Origin of the sequence: Pseudomonas sp. KCJK9016, from assembly GCF_046231795.1 — a bacterium.
In the GTDB taxonomy this organism is placed as follows: domain Bacteria; phylum Pseudomonadota; class Gammaproteobacteria; order Pseudomonadales; family Pseudomonadaceae; genus Aquipseudomonas; species Aquipseudomonas bananamidigenes.
On the sequence record NZ_JBJJMM010000007.1, the window covers coordinates 194,153 to 210,651 of the forward strand.

Genomic DNA, 16,499 nt, shown 5'->3' on the forward strand with positions numbered 1-16,499 from the left:
CACGTCGTGAGAAGATTACGGGCCGTCAAACCCGATCACGAATGAGTCGTGACAGGCGCGAGGATAGGGAGTGGGGCTAGGGTCGTCAACCAGCGCCACGCCGGAAAACGCAACGAGTCCTCTAAGCCGGTTCCGTTTCGTATTTTGCTCGTTCAGGAGTGATCAAGGATCGGTTACTATCCAGCCATTGTGATGTTCAAAGGAGAGAAACGATGGCAGGAAAGCCAGTCGCACGACTTGGAGATCCAGGAAGTCACGGCGGAAATATCGCCACTGGATCGAGCCCAATTTTCGTTAACTCAATGCCTGTAGCTTTGGTAGGAGACACCTATTCCTGCCCGGTTCACGGCAGTAATCCCATAACTACCGGTGCTCCTCACGTGTTCGGGCTGGGAAAAGACGTAGCACACGTCGGCTCGCAGACAGCATGTGGAGCGACAATCACTGCCGGGTCTCCCGATACCTTCGTGGGTGAATCTGGTGGAGGGGCGCCCACTAGCTTTTTCTCGCAGTTCCTGAAAGAAAAGACGTTTGTCGAGTTTCAGTTGCTGAACGATAGAGATGAGCCTGTCGCCAACGAGGCGTACGAACTGACGCTCCCCGATGGAACGTTGATGACAGGCGTCCTTGACGAAAATGGCTTCGTGCATGTCGCAAACATTCCTAGGGGAAGTTGCAGTATAAAATTCCCGAAACTTGAAGATACGGAACATCTTTAATGGTTCAGCCGACTAAAACTACCAGCACAACACAGGCAGCAAAAAGTACAGGCGCATCGGGGAAAACTACAAAAACCAACCAAGTCGTCGTGTCGGGTGCATATATGGAGATACTTGTGGGTGGCCCTTACACCCGTGACAAGGAAGAGCATCCTTTCGGGCATGCTGCTTTACATGTAGTGGTTGGTTCTAAAGACATCACCTATGATTTTGGGCGTTATGGAAAAACCTGGGGGACGTTTGATAGCGAAGGGGAGGGAGTGCTGAACGTTTGGACATCCTTCAAAGCGTACATCTCGGGTGAGAACAGCTTGGGGCGCACAACAACTGGATTTGTTTATTTTTTGGATAGTGCAACCGCTGAGGCCGTTATCGCTCACTTCGACGGTATTGTCGCCCAGAAAAAGGAGCTAAGAAGAAAGACAGCAACGTCTGCGCGCTATGTATTGCCGTCCAACTATCATCCAACCACCAATAACTGCACAACTGTAACGATTGCGGGAGCCAAAATTTCGGGTAAGCCAATCGTGCAGAATCCGTCCAAATATAGCGAAATGCGTGGGTTGTCATTCCTGGAAAGGCAGGCTGCGCGCACGCAGACCAAACCTCAGGACGGGATTTTCATGCCTGCGGATTTACAAGCCATGCTCGAAGGGAATACTGAGGCACACTATGATAAAAAGAATGTTTACAAATAGGCAGATTGGCTTTTGGCTGACGGCGGCCTTATTTGTAAATGCAGTCTTTATGGCTTTTCTGATTTTTGGCGATACTGCAAAGGAACACACTATGAAGATGATTAAAACCAAAGAGCCACTGCTGATCGAAGGGCAAGGCGGCGATGACAATTACTATGTCCTGCCGATGGGAACAACGCTATATCACGATAAAAGCTTTCCTGAAGGGCACGATCGTTATGTGGTGTATCTGAATCACAAAGGTGCCATTGCCCACGAAGAAGTTCCAATGAAACCCGAATATGGCGGTTCCTTTATCGATCCTCTTTGGCTGGCCAATATTGATGCCGATACCTTGAAAGACATTTTCAAGCGTTTTCCACTCTCCAAAAAAGATATCTCCGCTGCTCTCAAAGCCAATGAAATCACCAAAGATGATCTGGCGGATATCATTCGTGCGATGCCGGACTGAGCACCTATCTACCGAGGAACCGGGCCGAGCTCCGTATCTCTAGCAAGCGACGGCTGATCAACGCATGAAATGAATCTTGCCGCTGTCGTCATTGCCCATGTACATGCCATACACCCCGGCCTGGCGTTCCTCGATGTAGCGTTCGAGGATCTGCCGGATCGCCGGGTAGTAGATCTGCTCCCACGGGATGTCTTCAGGGGCGAAGAATTTGCAGTCCTGCGTTTCCGGGCCGTACTGGCCGGTGATTTCCAGCGCGAGGGCGCGGAAGATGATGTAGACCTCGCTGATCTTCGGCACGCTGAAGATTGAATACGGCGAGATGATTTCCGCGCGTACGCCGCTTTCTTCCCAGACTTCGCGCAGGGCGGCCTGTTCGGTGGTTTCGCCGCTTTCCATGAAACCGGCGGGCAGGGTCCAGGTGCCCGGGCGCGGGGGGATCGCCCGTTGGCACAAGAGGTATTTGCCGTCCTGCTCGATGATGCAGCCGGCGATGATCTTCGGGTTCACATAGTGGATGTAGCCGCAGCCGCGGCACATCAGGCGCTCGTGCGTATCGCCCGGCGGCACCTGCTGACCGAGGTCGGCACCACCGCATTTCGGGCAATAGCTCGGGCTGAACATGTCAGTGACCCATGCGTGGTTCTTTCAGCGCGATGGGCAGGGTGATTTCCGGCGTGGCGCCGGTCTCTTCCTGCTTGCGCTTGAGGTAGTCGAGCGCGACGGCAGCCGCAGCGCGCACGTGATCGACACACGCCTGGTGCGCCGCCAACGGATCGCCGCTCTTGATCGCCTCGACCATTTTTTCCATTTCCTGGTTGCTCGCGCCGCGACGGTTTTCCTGGGACACCGACGTCGCCCGCAGGTAGCTGATGCGCGCCTGCAACTGACGCAACTGAGTGGCCGCGACATGGTTGCCCGAGCCTTCGAGCAGCACGTCGTAGAAACCCTGCACCGAATCGATCACCTGTTGCAGTTCGCCATCCTTGAGCGCCTTGCGGTTCTCGTCGAGGGCCTTTTCCAGGGCCTTGATGTCCTTGGCCTTGGCGCGCAGGGTGAACAGCTGGACGATCAGGCCTTCGAGCACGCAACGCAGTTCATAAATGTCGACCGCATCGGCGAGGGTGATGATCGCCACGCGGGGGCCCTTGGCGTCGGCGAACTCCACCAGGCCTTCGGATTCCAGGTGACGCAAGGCTTCACGCACCGAGGTACGGCTGACGCCCAGGCGGTCGCACAGATCGCGCTCCACCAGGCGATCGCCCGGCAGCAGCTGGAAGTTCATGATGGCGCTTCGCAGTTTATCCAGCACGATTTCGCGCAGGGTGACGGGGTTGCGATTGACCTTGAAGCTGTCGTCGAGTGGCAGGCGTTTCATGGGGTCCGCTCTTTAAGTTGGCTGTCCATGCCAGACGGGCATTCAAACAGCCGAGGGGTTAACTGGAGGCCTCGGCGTCGGCTTCGGCGAAGGCTTCACGGGCGAGCCGGAAACTGTCCACGGCTGCCGGGACGCCGCAATAAATACCGACCTGAAGCAGAATTTCGCGTATTTGCTCACGACTCAGGCCGTTACGCAAGGCGCCGCGCACATGCAGTTTCAGTTCGTGCGGACGGTTGAGCGCCGAGATCATCGCCAGGTTGATCATGCTGCGTTCCTTGAGCGACAGGCCTTCGCGTCCCCAGACATGACCCCAGCAGTATTCGGTGACCATTTCCTGCAGCGGTCGGGTGAAGTCGTCGGCGTTCTCGATCGAGCGCTGCACGTAGGCTTCGCCGAGCACCTGGGTGCGGATCTTCAGGCCCTGCTCATATTTCTCGTTATTCATCATCCCTCCAATCCACAGATATCCCCCTGTGGGAGCGAGCCTGCTCGCGAAGGCGTCTTGGCAGTCGACGCAAACGTTGAATGGTCGACCGCTTTCGCGAGCAGGCTCGCTCCCACAGGAGTGGTGTATGGCAATCAACCCAGTGTCGGCAACGCGCCAAGCTTGCCCTTGTGATAAATCATCGGCGTCACCGGCTGCTCCGGCAGGATCAGGTTCTTCACCGCGCCGACGATGATCGCGTGGTCGCCGCCGTCGTATTCGCGCCACAGTTCGCACTCGATGATCGCCGTGGCCCTGGCGAGGATCGGGTTACCCAGCTCGCTCAAATGCCAGTCGATGCCGTTGGCCTTGTCCTTGCCTTTGCCGGCGAAGGCGTAGGCCTCGGCGGTCTGGTCGGCGGACAGCAAGTGGATCGCGAAACGCTTGCTGTCGCGGAGCACCGGGTAAGTGTCGGAAGCGTAGTTGGGGCAGAACAGCACCAGCGCCGGATCAATCGACAGCGCACTGAAGGCGCTGGCGGTGATGCCGACGATGCCGCCGTCCGGGTCGAGGGTGGTGACCACCGTGACCCCGGACGGAAACGAGCCCATGACGTCTTTGTAAATGCCGGGTTCGATCATGTCGCAGGACTCCTAGCGCATCACAAACGGATCAGGCATGGGCGCCTGAGAGAGGTTGATCCACACCGTTTTCAGTTCGGTGTAGGCCAGCACCGAATCGATGCCGCTTTCGCGTCCATAGCCACTGTTCTTGAAGCCGCCGATCGGCGCCATTGCCGACACCGCGCGGTAGGTGTTGACCCAGATGATCCCCGAGCGCACGTCCCGGGCCAGGCGATGGGCACGGCCCAGGTCGCGGGTCCAGATGCCGGCGGCGAGGCCGAACTGCGAGTCGTTGGCAATCGCCAGGGCCTCGGCTTCGTCCTTGAACCGGATCACCGAGGCCACCGGGCCGAAGACCTCTTCCTGCATGATCTTCATCGAGTTGCGGTCACACTCGAACAGCGTCGGTTCGTAAAACCAGCCATCGCCCACGCCGCTCGGACGCTTGCCGCCCAGACGCAGGCGCGCACCTTCAGCAATCGCATCAGCCACCAGGCCTTCAACCACCGCCAGTTGCTGCGCGGTGGCCATCGGGCCCATTTCGCTGTTGTCGTCCTGCGGGTTGCCGATGCGGATGCGTTGGGCGCGTTCGACCAGCCGGCTGACGAATTCGTCGTAGATGTCGTCTTGCACCAGCAGTCGCGAACCGGACACGCAGCTCTGCCCGGACGCCGCGTAGATCCCGGCGATGGCACCATTGATCGCGCTGTCGAGATCGGCGTCGGCAAAGATGATGTTCGGCGACTTGCCGCCCAGTTCCAGCGACAGCTTGGCGAAGTTTTCGGCGCTGCTGCGCACCACATGCCGGGCCGTGGCTGCACCGCCGGTGAAAGCGATTTTGCGGACAAGCGGGTGACGGGTGAGGGCGGCGCCGGTGCTCGGGCCGTAGCCGGTGACGACGTTGACCACGCCCGGCGGGATCCCGGCTTCCAGGGCCAGACGCGCCAGCTCCAGAATGGTCGCCGAGGCGTGTTCCGACGGTTTGATCACAATGGTGTTGCCGGCGGCCAGTGCTGGCGCCAGTTTGATCGCGGTCAGATAAAGCGGGCTGTTCCAGGGAATGATCGCCGCCACCACACCCATGGCTTCATGCACGGTGTAGGCAAACAGGTCAGGCTTGTCCAGCGGCAACGTGCCGCCTTCGAGCTTGTCGGCAAGACCGGCGGTGTAGTGGAAAAACTCCGGCAGATAACCGACCTGACCCCGGGTCTCGCGGATCAGTTTGCCGTTGTCGCGACTTTCCAGCTGCGCCAGTTGTTCCTTGTTTTCGGCGATCAGGTCTCCGAGACGACGCAACAGTTTGCCGCGCGCGGTAGCGGTCAAACCACGCCACGCCGGGCTGTCGAAGGCAGTCTGCGCAGCTTGCACGGCGCGTTCGACGTCGGCCTCATCCGCGTCGGGCAGCTCGGCCCAGGGCTCGGCCAGCGCCGGGTTGAGGCTTTCGAAGGTCTTTCCGGAGAGGGCGTCGACCCATTCTCCGCCGATGCACATCTGGAAGCGTGCGAGTGTCATGCAACGATCCCCTTTATATGGTTTTGTCGGGCGTGTGCGCTTTCGAGAAACTCCAGCAACAGCTGGTTGACCAGTCGCGGCGACTCTACCGGCATCATATGCCGTTGTTCGGGCAGCACGGCAACCTTCGCCCCGGGAATGCGTGCCGCCAGTTGCGCGGCCATTTCCGGGGTCGATCCGGGGTCCAGCTCGCCGGTGGCGATCAGCGTCGGTGCCTGGATGCTGCCCAGATCGTCGGCGCGGTACATGTCCTGGGTGGCGAACAATTCGTAAGTGGTCAGGTAACCCTGCGGATCGTTACCGGCGAGGGTCTGGCGGATCGCGGCGATCTGCGCCGGGTTGGCCGCCTGATATTCACGGCTGAACCAGCGCGACAGCGCCGCTTCGGCATTCGCGTCCGGCCCGTGTTCGGCCGCCTGCGCGGTGCGGGCAATGACCCCGGCGCGCTGTTCTTCGCTGCGGTTGAACACGCTGTTGAGCACCACCAGGCTTTTCAGGCGCTCCGGAAAATGCAGGGCAAACGCCCGCGCCACCAGACCGCCCATGGAAAAACCGATCACCGATGCCAGCGGCAATTGCAGGTGGTCGAGCAGCTCCAGCAACTGATCGGCATAACCGAGCAGGGTGGTGCCGCTCGCCGGTCGCGGACTGGCGCCGTGCCCGAGCATGTCATAGGCGATCACCCGGTATTGCGCGGCCAGGCCAACGATCTGGCCGCCCCACATTTCTTTGTTCAGGCCCACGCCGTGGATCAACACCACGGGGTGGCCCTGGCCGGTCGCCAGATAACTGGTGCCGGCCGGGGTGAGTTCAGCGGTAGGCCGAATCATGGAGCGCTCCTGCAATGCCTTTTTATTGTGCTGACCGGGCTTTTTCGGCGGCCAGTTCTTCCAGATCGATGTAGCGGTTGCCGATGCGCGGGTGCAGGCGACCACCGTCGGCGCAACCGAGCACCACGACGATTTCATCGGCGCGCGGGGCGTCTTCGATCTGCATTTCCAGGGTGATGTAGTGCGAGCGCAGGCCTTCGTCATCCTTGTGCATCATCGGGATCTGGATCGATGTGCCGGGACCGCCGCGCTTGTTGGTGAAGCTCAGGTAGCTCTTGGCCTTGACCGCTTCGCGGTAGTGGTTGCCGAAGCGCAGGGTGTGGATCACCGCCGAGGCGTGTTCGATCTCGCCATCGGCGCCGACCACTGCCGCTTTGCCATAGGCCTCGATCTTCTCGGCGCCGCCGATGATGCCCACCAGTCGCTCGACCATCATCGCGCCCAGGTCGGAGCAGTTGGCGCGGATCTGCGGCTTGAGGTCTTCGACAAAGCCGTTGCCGACCCACGGGTTCTTCATCACGACGGCCAGACCAGCCATGGTCACCGGGGTGTCGGACGCCTTGCCGCCTTCAATGAGGGTCTCTTCGACATAGCTGACGATCTTGCGAATTTCGAAACTCATGCGCTGCTCCGTAGGGGATAAAGAGTGTCTGTGCGTCTGATGGTATACCATAATACTGATCGCGCAAGTCCCCTGTGCAAGATTCCCTTCCATCAGTCGGACCAATGCCCGCGCATTCACCCTCTACCGCAATCACGAACACACCAGCATTCTCGCGAAAGCGGTGGGTCAGCCAGTGATGATGTTGACTGCAGCGCCGCCTTCGCGAGCAGGCTCGCTCCCACACTGGAATTCATTCGCAACACCAGCTTGCGCGGTTAACAAAAGATAACGTTGCGCCGATTGTCAGACGTTTCGAATGCCCGATAGGATGAGCCAGCTTCCGAAGTGGCTCTGGGTTGCGGGTTTCAGGACTATGCTTCTGACCAACCGTCGCTGGAGCACGCTTGCGGCGCCCTTGAAGGCCGAACGGCCTAACAATAATAAATAGGGGAAGGTCTATGAGTCGTTGCCGCCCGCCGGCGTTACGCAACACCGCGTTGCTGGCCACAGCACTCTCTCTGCTGGGCTTTGCCAGCCTGTCGGCGCCTGTCCTGGCCGCCGAAGCGCCCGCCGATGTGGTTTACGCCATCGAATCGGCCAAGGCCTCGAAAAGCCTGATGCTCGATGTCGTCCACGCCGGTTCACGGCTGGTGGCAGTCGGTGATCGCGGGCACATTCTCTACTCCGACGACCAGGGCAAGACCTGGACCCAGGCCAAGGTGCCGAGCCGCCAGTTGCTGACGGCGGTGTATTTCGTCGATGACAAGCACGGCTGGGCCGTCGGCCATGACGCGCAGATCCTCGCCAGTGAAGACGGTGGCCGGACCTGGACCAAACAGTTCGAAGACCTCAAGCGCGAATCGCCGCTGCTCGACCTCTGGTTCCAGGACCTCAACAACGGTCTTGCCGTGGGTGCCTACGGCGCCTTGCTGGAAACCACCGACGGCGGCAAGAACTGGCAAGACGTCAGCGACCGCCTCGACAACCAGGACCAGTTCCATCTCAATGCCATTGCCGCCGTTAAGGACGCCGGGCTGTTCATCGTGGGCGAGCAGGGCGCGATGTTCCGTTCCGCCGACTGGGGCCGGACCTGGGAAAAAATCGAGGGCCCCTATCAAGGCTCGCTGTTCGGTGTGATCGGCACCGCCCAGCCTTCCACGCTGCTGGCCTACGGGCTGCGTGGCAACCTCTATCGCTCCACCGACTTCGGCAGTACCTGGCAGCAGATCGAACTCAAGGCGGCGCGCGGTGCGCTGGAGTTCGGCCTGTCGGGCGCCACACGGCTCGACGACGGCTCCATCATCATCGTCGGCAACGGCGGCACGGTGATCAGCAGCAGCGACAACGGTGAAACCTTCAGCGTGTTCAACCGCCCGGATCGCATCTCGCTGTCGTCGGTCACCGCCGCCGGCAACGGCAACCTGATCCTGAGCGGACAGGGTGGCGTCCACACCACCACGCCAGACGGCACCGAGCTGGGCAAATGAGCCGAATCCATAATAAGAAGGCGGGGCTATGACTTCCTTGAGCACTCATCATCAGGACAAGGCGACGTTCCTCGAACGCCTGATCTTCAACAACCGCCCGGCAGTGATCGTGATCTGCCTGCTGGTCAGCATTTTCCTGTTCTGGCAGGCCACACTGATCCGGCCGTCCACCAGCTTCGAAAAAATGATCCCGCTCAAGCATCCGTTCATCGAGAAGATGATGGAGCACCGCAACGATCTGACGAACCTGGGCAACACCGTGCGCATTTCGGTGGAAGCGAAGGATGGCGACATCTTCACCCGGGAGTACATGGAGACCCTGCGCCAGATCAACGACGAGGTGTTCTACATCTCCGGCGTCGACCGTTCCGGCCTGAAGTCGCTGTGGAGCCCGAGCGTGCGCTGGACCGAAGTGACCGAGGAAGGTTTCGCCGGCGGTGAAGTGATCCCTCAGAGCTACGACGGCTCCCAGGACAGCCTCGACATGCTGCGCAACAACGTGCTCAAGTCGGGTCAGGTCGGGCGTCTGGTGGCCAACGACTTCAAGTCGAGCATCGTCGACATCCCGCTGCTGGAGTCCTACCCGGACCCACAGGACCAGGGCAAGTTGCTGGCGCTGGACTACCGTCAGTTCTCCCATGAACTGGAAGACAAGATCCGCAACAAGTTCGAAGCCCAGAACCCCAACGTCAAGATCCACATCGTCGGTTTCGCCAAGAAGGTCGGTGATCTGATCGACGGCCTGGTGATGGTGGTGATGTTCTTCGGCGTGGCGTTCGTCATCACCCTGATCCTGCTGCTGTGGTTCACCCACTGCCTGCGCAGTACCGTGGCCGTACTGAGCACCACGCTGGTGGCGGTGGTCTGGCAACTGGGGTTGATGCACTTCTTCGGGTTCGGCCTCGATCCGTATTCGATGCTGGTGCCGTTCCTGATCTTTGCCATCGGTATTTCCCACGGCGTGCAGAAGATCAACGGTATCGCCCTGCAATCGAGCGAGGCGGACAACGCCCTGACCGCCGCACGGCGCACGTTCCGCCAACTGTTCCTGCCGGGGATGATCGCGATTCTCGCGGATGCGGTGGGCTTCATCACGCTGCTGATCATCGACATCGGCGTGATCCGCGAACTGGCCATCGGCGCGTCCATCGGCGTGGCGGTGATCGTGTTCACCAACCTGATTCTGCTGCCGGTGGCGATTTCCTATGTCGGCATCAGCAAGCGCGCCATCGCCAAGAGCAAGAAGGACGCGAACCGCGAGCACCCGTTCTGGCGCCTGCTGTCGAACTTCGCCAGTGCGAAAGTCGCACCGGTGTCCATCGTGCTGGCGCTGATCGCCTTCGGTGGCGGCCTCTGGTACAGCCAGAACCTGAAGATCGGCGACCTCGACCAAGGCGCGCCGGAACTGCGTCCGGACTCGCGCTACAACAAGGACAACAACTTCATCATCAACAATTATTCCACCAGCTCCGACGTGTTGGTGGTGATGGTCAAGACCAAGGCTGAAGGCTGCTCGCGCTATGAAGCCATGGCGCCGATCGACGAGCTGATGTGGAAGATGCAGAACACCGAGGGCGTGCAGTCGGCGATCTCGCTGGTGACCGTGTCCAAGCAGATGATCAAGGGCATGAACGAGGGCAACCTGAAATGGGAAACCCTGTCGCGCAACCCGGATGTGTTGAACAACTCCATTGCCCGTGCCGACGGCCTGTACAACAACAGTTGCTCATTGGCGCCGTTGCTGGTGTTCCTCAACGATCACAAGGCCGAAACCCTGGACCGTGCGGTGAAAGCCGTGCAGGAATTCGCCAGGGACAACAACAAGGACGGTCTGGAATTCATCCTCGCGGCCGGTAACGCCGGGATCGAAGCGGCCACCAACGAAGTCATCAAACAGGCTGAACTGACCATCCTGATCCTGGTGTACATCTGCGTGGCGGTGATGTGCATGATCACCTTCCGCTCGTGGGCGGCGACCCTGTGCATCGTGCTGCCGCTGGTACTGACCTCGGTGCTGGGCAACGCGCTGATGGCGTTCATGGGCATCGGCGTGAAGGTGGCGACCCTGCCGGTGGTGGCGCTGGGCGTGGGGATCGGCGTGGACTACGGCATCTACATCTACAGCCGTCTGGAAAGTTTCCTGCGTGCCGGCCTGCCGTTGCAGGAAGCCTATTACCAGACCCTGAAATCCACCGGTAAGGCGGTGCTGTTCACCGGTCTGTGCCTGGCCATCGGCGTATGCACCTGGATCTTCTCGGCGATCAAGTTCCAAGCCGACATGGGCCTGATGCTGACCTTCATGCTGTTGTGGAACATGTTCGGTGCGCTGTGGCTGCTGCCGGCACTGGCCAAGTTCCTGATCAAGCCGGAGAAGCTGGCGGGGCAGAAGGGCAATTCGCTGTTTGCCCACTGATCGGCGAGCCTGAAACGAAAAAGCCGCAACCTCAGGGTTGCGGCTTTTTTATGTATTCAGGAAAGTTCGGTGCCGAGCACAACACTCAACGCACTGCGCGCATCATCCAGCTGCACCAACGTCGCATGCCGAGCCCCCAACGCATCCCGGTTCTCGATCGCGGTCAATATCGCCTTGTGCCGAGGCAACGCCAGTTCATGCAGATTCGGCCGCTGGTTGGAATGCTTCAGCGCTTCGGCAATCGCCACGGACAGCATGTTGCACAGGTTCGCCAGTAAATCGTTGTGGGTCGCATCGGCAATGCGGCTGTGGAAGTCCAGATCCGGTTGCAGCAAGGCTTCCGGGGTCGGTGCGGCTTCCATGCGCCGGTAGGCTTCGCCAATCGCGGCGATGTCGGCCTCGGTGGCGTGCTGGGCGGCGAGGGCGGCGGCAGCCGGTTCGATGATGCTGCGCACGCTGGTCAGCACATTGAAGAATTCATTTTGCGGGCTGCTTTGCATCAGCCAGTGCAGCACGTCCGGGTCGAGCATGTGCCATTCGCGGCGCGGCTTGACCACGGTGCCGACCCGCGGCTTCGAATACACCAGCCCCTTGGCCACTAACACCCGCGTGGCCTCGCGCAACACCGGCCGACTGACCGCGTATTCCTCACAGAGCAAGGCTTCGGCGGGCAGTTTGTCGTCGGGCAGAAAACGCCCGGAAACGATCTGCATGCCCAGTTCCTGAACGATGCGCGAATGCATGCTTTTGCGGTCGGAAGGTTTGCGGTAATCCATGGGGAGCGGCGCGATCCTGAGCGATGGAGATGCCGCGCATCATAGCAGGCACGACACAATCTTGAGGTGGATACACAAAGCAAATGTGGGAGCGAGCTTGCTCGCGATAGCGGAGTGTCAGCCAACCTGGATGTTGAATGATAAATCGCAATCGCGAGCAAGCTCGCTCCCACAGGGGCGGCGGTGTCAGTGGGAATGGCGCGGTACTTCAGCCCCTCGGCAACCGACGAGGAAGTCGAAATCACACCCCTGATCCGCCTGCAGCACATGGTCGATATACAGCTGACGATATCCGCCCACCAGCAATTGCTGCGGCGGTTGCAGATCCGCCATGCGCGCCGCCAGTTCGGCGTCCGGAATGTCCAGGTGCAGACGGCCATTGGCACAGTCCAGTTCGATCCAGTCACCTTCCTTCACCACCGCCAAAGGCCCGCCGGCCGCCGCTTCCGGGGCGACGTGCAACACGACCGTGCCGTAAGCGGTGCCGCTCATCCGCGCGTCGGAAATGCGAACCATGTCGGTCACGCCCTGCGCCAGCAGTTTCGCTGGCAAACCCATGTTGCCGACTTCGGCCATGCCCGGATAACCCTTCGGCCCGCAGTTTTTCATCACCAGAATCGAGTCGGCATCAACGTCCAGTTCCGGGTCGTTGATCCGCGCCTTGTACACATCGAAGTTCTCGAACACCACGGCGCGGCCACGGTGCTGCATCAGTTCCGGTGTGGCGGCTGATGGCTTGAGTACCGCACCCAGTGGCGCCAGGTTGCCGCGCAACACGCAGATCCCGCCGTCAGCGCGGATCGGGTTGTCGAGGGTGCGGATCACTTCGTCTTCACCATAGATCGGTGCGTCCCTGGTGTTCTCGCCGATGGATTTGCCATTGACCGTCAACGCGTCCGGATTCGGAATCAGATTGGCCTCGCCGAGGCGGCGCAATACAGCCGGCAAGCCGCCCGCGTAGTAGAACTCTTCCATCAGGAACCGTCCGGAGGGTTGCAGGTCGACGATGGTCGGCATGCCGCGACCGATGCGCGTCCAGTCGTCCAGATCGAGTTCCACGCCGATCCGCCCGGCAATGGCTTTGAGGTGGATCACCGCGTTGGTTGAACCGCCAATCGCCGCGTTGACCCGGATCGCGTTTTCGAAAGCCTCTTTGGTCAGGATCTTCGACAGCTTCAAGTCTTCGCGCACCATCTCGACTGCGCGCATGCCGGACATGTGCGCCAGCACATAACGCCGCGCATCCACCGCCGGAATCGCCGCGTTGTGGGGCAGGGATGTGCCCAGTGCTTCGGCCATGCAGGCCATGGTCGAGGCGGTGCCCATGGTGTTGCAGGTGCCGGCCGAACGGGACATGCCACCCTCGGCCGCGAGGAAGTCGTCAATCGTGATGGTGCCGGCCTTGACCTGCTCGCTGAGCTGCCAGACCACGGTGCCGGAACCGATGTCCTTGCCCTTGTGCTTGCCATTGAGCATCGGCCCGCCGGTGACGACGATCGCCGGCACGTCGCAGCTGGCCGCACCCATCAGCAGCGCCGGGGTGGTCTTGTCGCAACCGGTCAGCAGCACCACGCCGTCGATCGGGTTACCGCGAATCGCTTCCTCGACATCCATGCTCGCCAGGTTGCGGGTGAGCATGGCGGTCGGGCGCAGGTTCGACTCGCCGTTGGAGAACACCGGGAACTCCACCGGAAACCCGCCAGCCTCGATCACCCCGCGTTTGACGTGCTCCGCGATCTGGCGGAAGTGCGCGTTGCACGGCGTCAGCTCCGACCAGGTGTTGCAGATGCCGATGATCGGCTTGCCGTGAAACTGATGGTCGGCGATGCCCTGATTTTTCATCCAGCTGCGGTACATGAAGCCGTTCTTGTCGGCGGTGCCAAACCATTGGGCGGAGCGCAGGGTGGGTTTCTTTTCAGACATGATCGACTCTCTTATTGTAAGACTATTGTTTGCGAATATCGGCTAAACATAAGCTCAAAAACCGACATTTGGAAGTGTTGTTGGGTAATAAGTATTACTATATAGTCGTTTCGAGTGAGGGACGGCCCTGGCAATTTCTGCGAGAGGCGTCCCCGGAGGTTCCATAAAAACAACAATCGGAGACCGATCCCATGAGCCAGGAGCTGTGGCTTGTCCGGCGCATCACGCTGAAACTGATTCCCTTCCTGATCCTGCTGTACCTCATCGCCTATGTGGATCGCTCCGCCGTCGGCTTCGCCAAGCTGCACATGGGCGCCGACATCGGCATCGGCGACGCCGCCTACGGCCTCGGTGCCGGACTGTTTTTCATCGGCTACTTTCTGCTGGAGATTCCCAGCAACCTGATGCTCGAACGCTTCGGCGCCAGGCGCTGGTTCGCGCGGATCATGATCACCTGGGGTGCGATCACCATCGGCATGGCGTTCGTCCAGGGACCGCACAGTTTCTACGTGATGCGTTTTCTGCTCGGCGCGGCGGAGGCGGGGTTCTTTCCCGGCGTTCTGTACTACATCACCCAATGGTTTCCGGTGCGCCATCGCGGCCGGATTCTCGGGCTGTTCATCCTTTCCCAACCCATCGCGATGATGATCACCGGCCCCGTGTCCGGTGGCCTGTTGGGCATGGACGGCATCCTCGGTCTGCATGGCTGGCAGTGGCTGTTCATCGTCATCGGCACCCCGGCGATCCTGCTGACCTGGCCGGTATTGCGCTGGTTGCCGGACGGCCCGCAGCAAGTGAACTGGATGGATCAGGCCGAGAAGGACTGGCTGACCGGCGAGCTGAAGAAGGATCTGCAGGAATACGGCCAGACCCGCCACGGCAATCCGCTGCATGCACTGAAAGACAAACGCGTGTTGCTGCTGGCGCTGTTCTATCTGCCGGTGACCCTGAGCATCTATGGCCTGGGACTGTGGCTGCCGACCCTGATCAAACAGTTCGGTGGCAGCGATCTGGTGACCGGTTTTGTCTCGTCAGTGCCTTACATCTTCGGCATCGTCGGTCTGCTGATCGTGCCGCGCAGTTCCGACCGCATGAATGACCGCTACGGGCATCTGGCGGTGCTCTATGTGCTGGGCGCCATCGGCCTGTTCCTCAGCGCCTGGCTGTCGTTGCCGGTGGCGCAACTGGCGGCACTGTGCCTGGTGGCGTTTGCGCTGTTCTCCTGCACGGCGGTGTTCTGGACCTTGCCGGGGCGGTTCTTCGCCGGCGCCAGTGCGGCGGCGGGCATTGCCTTGATCAACTCGGTGGGCAACCTCGGCGGTTACCTCGGCCCGTTCGTGATCGGCGCGTTGAAGGAGTACACCGGCAATCTCGGTTCCGGTCTGTACTTCCTATCCGGCGTGATGGTGTTCGGTCTGGTTCTGACGGGCGTCGTCTATCGCTTGCTGGAGCGCAGGCATGTGCTGCCGGTCGAGCAGTTTGCGGCGAGTGCAAGGGGCGCAACGCGAACTTGAATGGCTGACACCGGCCCCTGTGGGAGCGAGCCTGCTCGCGAAGAGGCCGTCACATGCAACATCGTGGGTGGCTGACATGCCGCTTTCGCGAGCAGGCTCGCTCCCACAGGGATTGGCGGTGTTTTTGAGGAAAGAGGAGAGGATTTATGCATCTGGTTCAATTCGAATTGAGTAGCGGCGAGCGCCGTGTCGGGGTGGTCGAGGGTGGCCTGGTGCGCGAAGTGCAGGATGCGCGCACGGTTCGTGATCTCGCCCTGGCCGCGATTGAAGCCGGCAGCACCCTCGCGCAGCAGGTGCAGACCCTGGGCCTTGGCATCAGCCACGAGTACCCGCAGTTGCTCAAAGATCTGCGCATCCTGCCGCCACTGGATCACCCGGACCCTGCGCACATGCTGGTCAGCGGCACCGGCCTCACGCACCTCGGCAGCGCCTCGGCCCGGGACAAAATGCATCAGCAGGCCGGCGATGAAGCGGCGATGACCGACACCATGCGCATCTTCAAGTGGGGCGTGGAGGGTGGTAAACCGGCGGCGGGGCAGGCCGGGGTGCAGCCGGAGTGGTTCTACAAGGGCGACGGCAGCATCGTCGTGCGCCCCGGTCAGCCGTTCCCGCTGCCGCCGTTTGCCGAAGACGCCGGCGAAGAGCCGGAGATGGCCGGCCTCTACGTTATCGGCCACGACGGTAAGCCGTATCGCCTCGGTTTCGCGGTGGGCAACGAATTCTCCGATCACGTCATGGAGCGCAAGAATTACCTGTATCTCGCTCACTCCAAACTGCGCAGTTGCAGTTACGGCCCGGAACTGCGCGTCGGTGAACTGCCGCAGCATCTGGCCGGCACCAGCCGCATCCTGCGTGACGGTGAAGTGCTGTGGCAGAACGAGTTTCTCAGCGGCGAAGCCAACATGTGCCACAGCTTGGCGAACCTCGAATACCACCACTTCAAGTACGGCCAGTTCCTGCGTCCCGGCGACATACACATTCACTTCTTCGGAACGGCGACCTTGTCATTTGCTGACGGCGTTCGTACTCGGCCAGGCGATGTGTTCGAGATCAGCCAGGCCGAATTCGGCGCGCCGCTGGTCAACGGCATCGCCCCGGTCGCAGCGGCATTCCAACCGGGCAGCATCGGCACCCTTTAAGGAGATCC

16 protein-coding genes are annotated in these 16,499 nt (G+C 60.6%); 7 read left to right on the forward strand and 9 right to left on the reverse strand.

Annotated elements, in window-relative coordinates; genetic code table 11:
• Positions 1–212: 212 nt before the first annotated feature.
• The 3 genes from ACK6BI_RS09265 to ACK6BI_RS09275 all read left to right on the forward strand — a co-directional run bounded on the left by ACK6BI_RS09265 (position 213) and on the right by ACK6BI_RS09275 (position 1,868).
• Entirely contained in the window at positions 213–719 is a 507-nt protein-coding gene (locus ACK6BI_RS09265) for a PAAR domain-containing protein (RefSeq protein WP_409316832.1), read from the forward strand.
• Positions 719–1,417 carry a hypothetical protein gene (locus tag ACK6BI_RS09270; RefSeq protein ID WP_052912742.1) on the forward strand — a complete coding sequence of 233 codons (699 nt, stop codon included), beginning with the start codon at positions 719–721 and terminating at the stop codon, positions 1,415–1,417. Before ACK6BI_RS09265 ends, ACK6BI_RS09270 begins: the two co-directional genes overlap by 1 nt.
• A gap of 91 nt (positions 1,418–1,508) precedes the next feature.
• Positions 1,509–1,868 (forward strand): hypothetical protein, encoded by a 360-nt coding sequence (locus ACK6BI_RS09275; protein ID WP_236676608.1) that lies wholly within the window; start codon positions 1,509–1,511, stop codon positions 1,866–1,868.
• A 57-nt stretch (positions 1,869–1,925) separates the two neighbouring features.
• Here the strand turns inward: ACK6BI_RS09275 and ACK6BI_RS09280 are convergent, their stop codons facing one another.
• The 7 genes from ACK6BI_RS09280 to ACK6BI_RS09310 all read right to left on the reverse strand — a co-directional run bounded on the left by ACK6BI_RS09280 (position 1,926) and on the right by ACK6BI_RS09310 (position 7,257).
• Positions 1,926–2,489, reverse strand: coding sequence for an NUDIX hydrolase (locus ACK6BI_RS09280; RefSeq protein WP_409316833.1), 564 nt, complete (start codon positions 2,487–2,489; stop codon positions 1,926–1,928).
• Position 2,490: 1 nt separating this feature from the next.
• The gene (locus ACK6BI_RS09285) at positions 2,491–3,243 is read right to left on the reverse strand and encodes a GntR family transcriptional regulator (RefSeq protein ID WP_260519811.1); all 753 of its coding nucleotides are present in this window, start codon (positions 3,241–3,243) and stop codon (positions 2,491–2,493) included.
• Positions 3,244–3,301: 58 nt separating this feature from the next.
• Positions 3,302–3,691, reverse strand: coding sequence for a carboxymuconolactone decarboxylase family protein (locus ACK6BI_RS09290; RefSeq protein ID WP_409316834.1), 390 nt, complete (start codon positions 3,689–3,691; stop codon positions 3,302–3,304).
• Positions 3,692–3,825: 134 nt separating this feature from the next.
• Positions 3,826–4,311, reverse strand: a complete 486-nt coding sequence (locus ACK6BI_RS09295; protein WP_409316835.1) for a flavin reductase family protein — start codon at positions 4,309–4,311, stop codon at positions 3,826–3,828.
• 12 nt (positions 4,312–4,323) lie between these two features.
• Entirely contained in the window at positions 4,324–5,805 is a 1,482-nt protein-coding gene (locus ACK6BI_RS09300) for an aldehyde dehydrogenase (RefSeq protein ID WP_409316836.1), read from the reverse strand.
• Complete coding sequence (locus ACK6BI_RS09305; RefSeq protein ID WP_409316837.1) at positions 5,802–6,635, reverse strand: alpha/beta fold hydrolase; 834 nt, start codon at positions 6,633–6,635, stop codon at positions 5,802–5,804. Before ACK6BI_RS09305 ends, ACK6BI_RS09300 begins: the two co-directional genes overlap by 4 nt.
• Positions 6,636–6,657: 22 nt before the next feature.
• Positions 6,658–7,257 (reverse strand): amino acid synthesis family protein, encoded by a 600-nt coding sequence (locus ACK6BI_RS09310; protein WP_409316838.1) that lies wholly within the window; start codon positions 7,255–7,257, stop codon positions 6,658–6,660.
• Between the two features lie 440 nt (positions 7,258–7,697).
• On the opposite strand from ACK6BI_RS09310, the gene ACK6BI_RS09315 reads away from it, so the two are divergent.
• Both ACK6BI_RS09315 and ACK6BI_RS09320 read left to right on the forward strand, forming a co-directional pair.
• The gene (locus ACK6BI_RS09315; RefSeq protein WP_409316839.1) at positions 7,698–8,726 is read left to right on the forward strand and encodes a WD40/YVTN/BNR-like repeat-containing protein; all 1,029 of its coding nucleotides are present in this window, start codon (positions 7,698–7,700) and stop codon (positions 8,724–8,726) included.
• 28 nt (positions 8,727–8,754) lie between these two features.
• The gene (locus tag ACK6BI_RS09320; RefSeq protein ID WP_409316840.1) at positions 8,755–11,139 is read left to right on the forward strand and encodes an efflux RND transporter permease subunit; all 2,385 of its coding nucleotides are present in this window, start codon (positions 8,755–8,757) and stop codon (positions 11,137–11,139) included.
• Positions 11,140–11,195: 56 nt separating this feature from the next.
• Here ACK6BI_RS09320 and ACK6BI_RS09325 read toward each other — a convergent pair whose 3' ends face one another.
• Together ACK6BI_RS09325 and ACK6BI_RS09330 are read right to left on the reverse strand one after the other, a co-directional pair.
• Positions 11,196–11,915 (reverse strand): FadR/GntR family transcriptional regulator, encoded by a 720-nt coding sequence (locus tag ACK6BI_RS09325; protein WP_065259848.1) that lies wholly within the window; start codon positions 11,913–11,915, stop codon positions 11,196–11,198.
• Positions 11,916–12,101: 186 nt separating this feature from the next.
• Positions 12,102–13,838, reverse strand: a complete 1,737-nt coding sequence (locus ACK6BI_RS09330) for an IlvD/Edd family dehydratase (RefSeq protein ID WP_260519803.1) — start codon at positions 13,836–13,838, stop codon at positions 12,102–12,104.
• A 191-nt stretch (positions 13,839–14,029) separates the two neighbouring features.
• Between ACK6BI_RS09330 and ACK6BI_RS09335 the strand changes: the two genes are divergently transcribed.
• Both ACK6BI_RS09335 and araD1 read left to right on the forward strand, forming a co-directional pair.
• Positions 14,030–15,352 carry an MFS transporter gene (locus ACK6BI_RS09335; RefSeq protein ID WP_409316841.1) on the forward strand — a complete coding sequence of 441 codons (1,323 nt, stop codon included), beginning with the start codon at positions 14,030–14,032 and terminating at the stop codon, positions 15,350–15,352.
• 146 nt (positions 15,353–15,498) lie between these two features.
• Positions 15,499–16,491: an AraD1 family protein gene (gene araD1 / locus ACK6BI_RS09340; protein WP_409316842.1), complete on the forward strand. Its 993-nt coding sequence runs from the start codon at positions 15,499–15,501 to the stop codon at positions 16,489–16,491.
• The last annotated feature ends 8 nt before the right edge of the window (positions 16,492–16,499 follow it).

Coding starts and splice junctions, on each gene's coding strand:
- ACK6BI_RS09335 (WP_409316841.1), top strand. CDS start 14,030: ATGAGCCAGGAGCTGTGGCTTGTCCGGCGCATCACGCTGAAACTGATT.
- ACK6BI_RS09305 (WP_409316837.1), bottom strand. CDS start 6,635: ATGATTCGGCCTACCGCTGAACTCACCCCGGCCGGCACCAGTTATCTG.
- ACK6BI_RS09315 (WP_409316839.1), top strand. CDS start 7,698: ATGAGTCGTTGCCGCCCGCCGGCGTTACGCAACACCGCGTTGCTGGCC.
- ACK6BI_RS09300 (WP_409316836.1), bottom strand. CDS start 5,805: ATGACACTCGCACGCTTCCAGATGTGCATCGGCGGAGAATGGGTCGAC.
- araD1 (WP_409316842.1), top strand. CDS start 15,499: ATGCATCTGGTTCAATTCGAATTGAGTAGCGGCGAGCGCCGTGTCGGG.
- ACK6BI_RS09280 (WP_409316833.1), bottom strand. CDS start 2,489: ATGTTCAGCCCGAGCTATTGCCCGAAATGCGGTGGTGCCGACCTCGGT.
- ACK6BI_RS09265 (WP_409316832.1), top strand. CDS start 213: ATGGCAGGAAAGCCAGTCGCACGACTTGGAGATCCAGGAAGTCACGGC.
- ACK6BI_RS09270 (WP_052912742.1), top strand. CDS start 719: ATGGTTCAGCCGACTAAAACTACCAGCACAACACAGGCAGCAAAAAGT.
- ACK6BI_RS09275 (WP_236676608.1), top strand. CDS start 1,509: ATGAAGATGATTAAAACCAAAGAGCCACTGCTGATCGAAGGGCAAGGC.
- ACK6BI_RS09330 (WP_260519803.1), bottom strand. CDS start 13,838: ATGTCTGAAAAGAAACCCACCCTGCGCTCCGCCCAATGGTTTGGCACC.
- ACK6BI_RS09320 (WP_409316840.1), top strand. CDS start 8,755: ATGACTTCCTTGAGCACTCATCATCAGGACAAGGCGACGTTCCTCGAA.
- ACK6BI_RS09310 (WP_409316838.1), bottom strand. CDS start 7,257: ATGAGTTTCGAAATTCGCAAGATCGTCAGCTATGTCGAAGAGACCCTC.
- ACK6BI_RS09285 (WP_260519811.1), bottom strand. CDS start 3,243: ATGAAACGCCTGCCACTCGACGACAGCTTCAAGGTCAATCGCAACCCC.
- ACK6BI_RS09295 (WP_409316835.1), bottom strand. CDS start 4,311: ATGATCGAACCCGGCATTTACAAAGACGTCATGGGCTCGTTTCCGTCC.
- ACK6BI_RS09325 (WP_065259848.1), bottom strand. CDS start 11,915: ATGGATTACCGCAAACCTTCCGACCGCAAAAGCATGCATTCGCGCATC.
- ACK6BI_RS09290 (WP_409316834.1), bottom strand. CDS start 3,691: ATGAATAACGAGAAATATGAGCAGGGCCTGAAGATCCGCACCCAGGTG.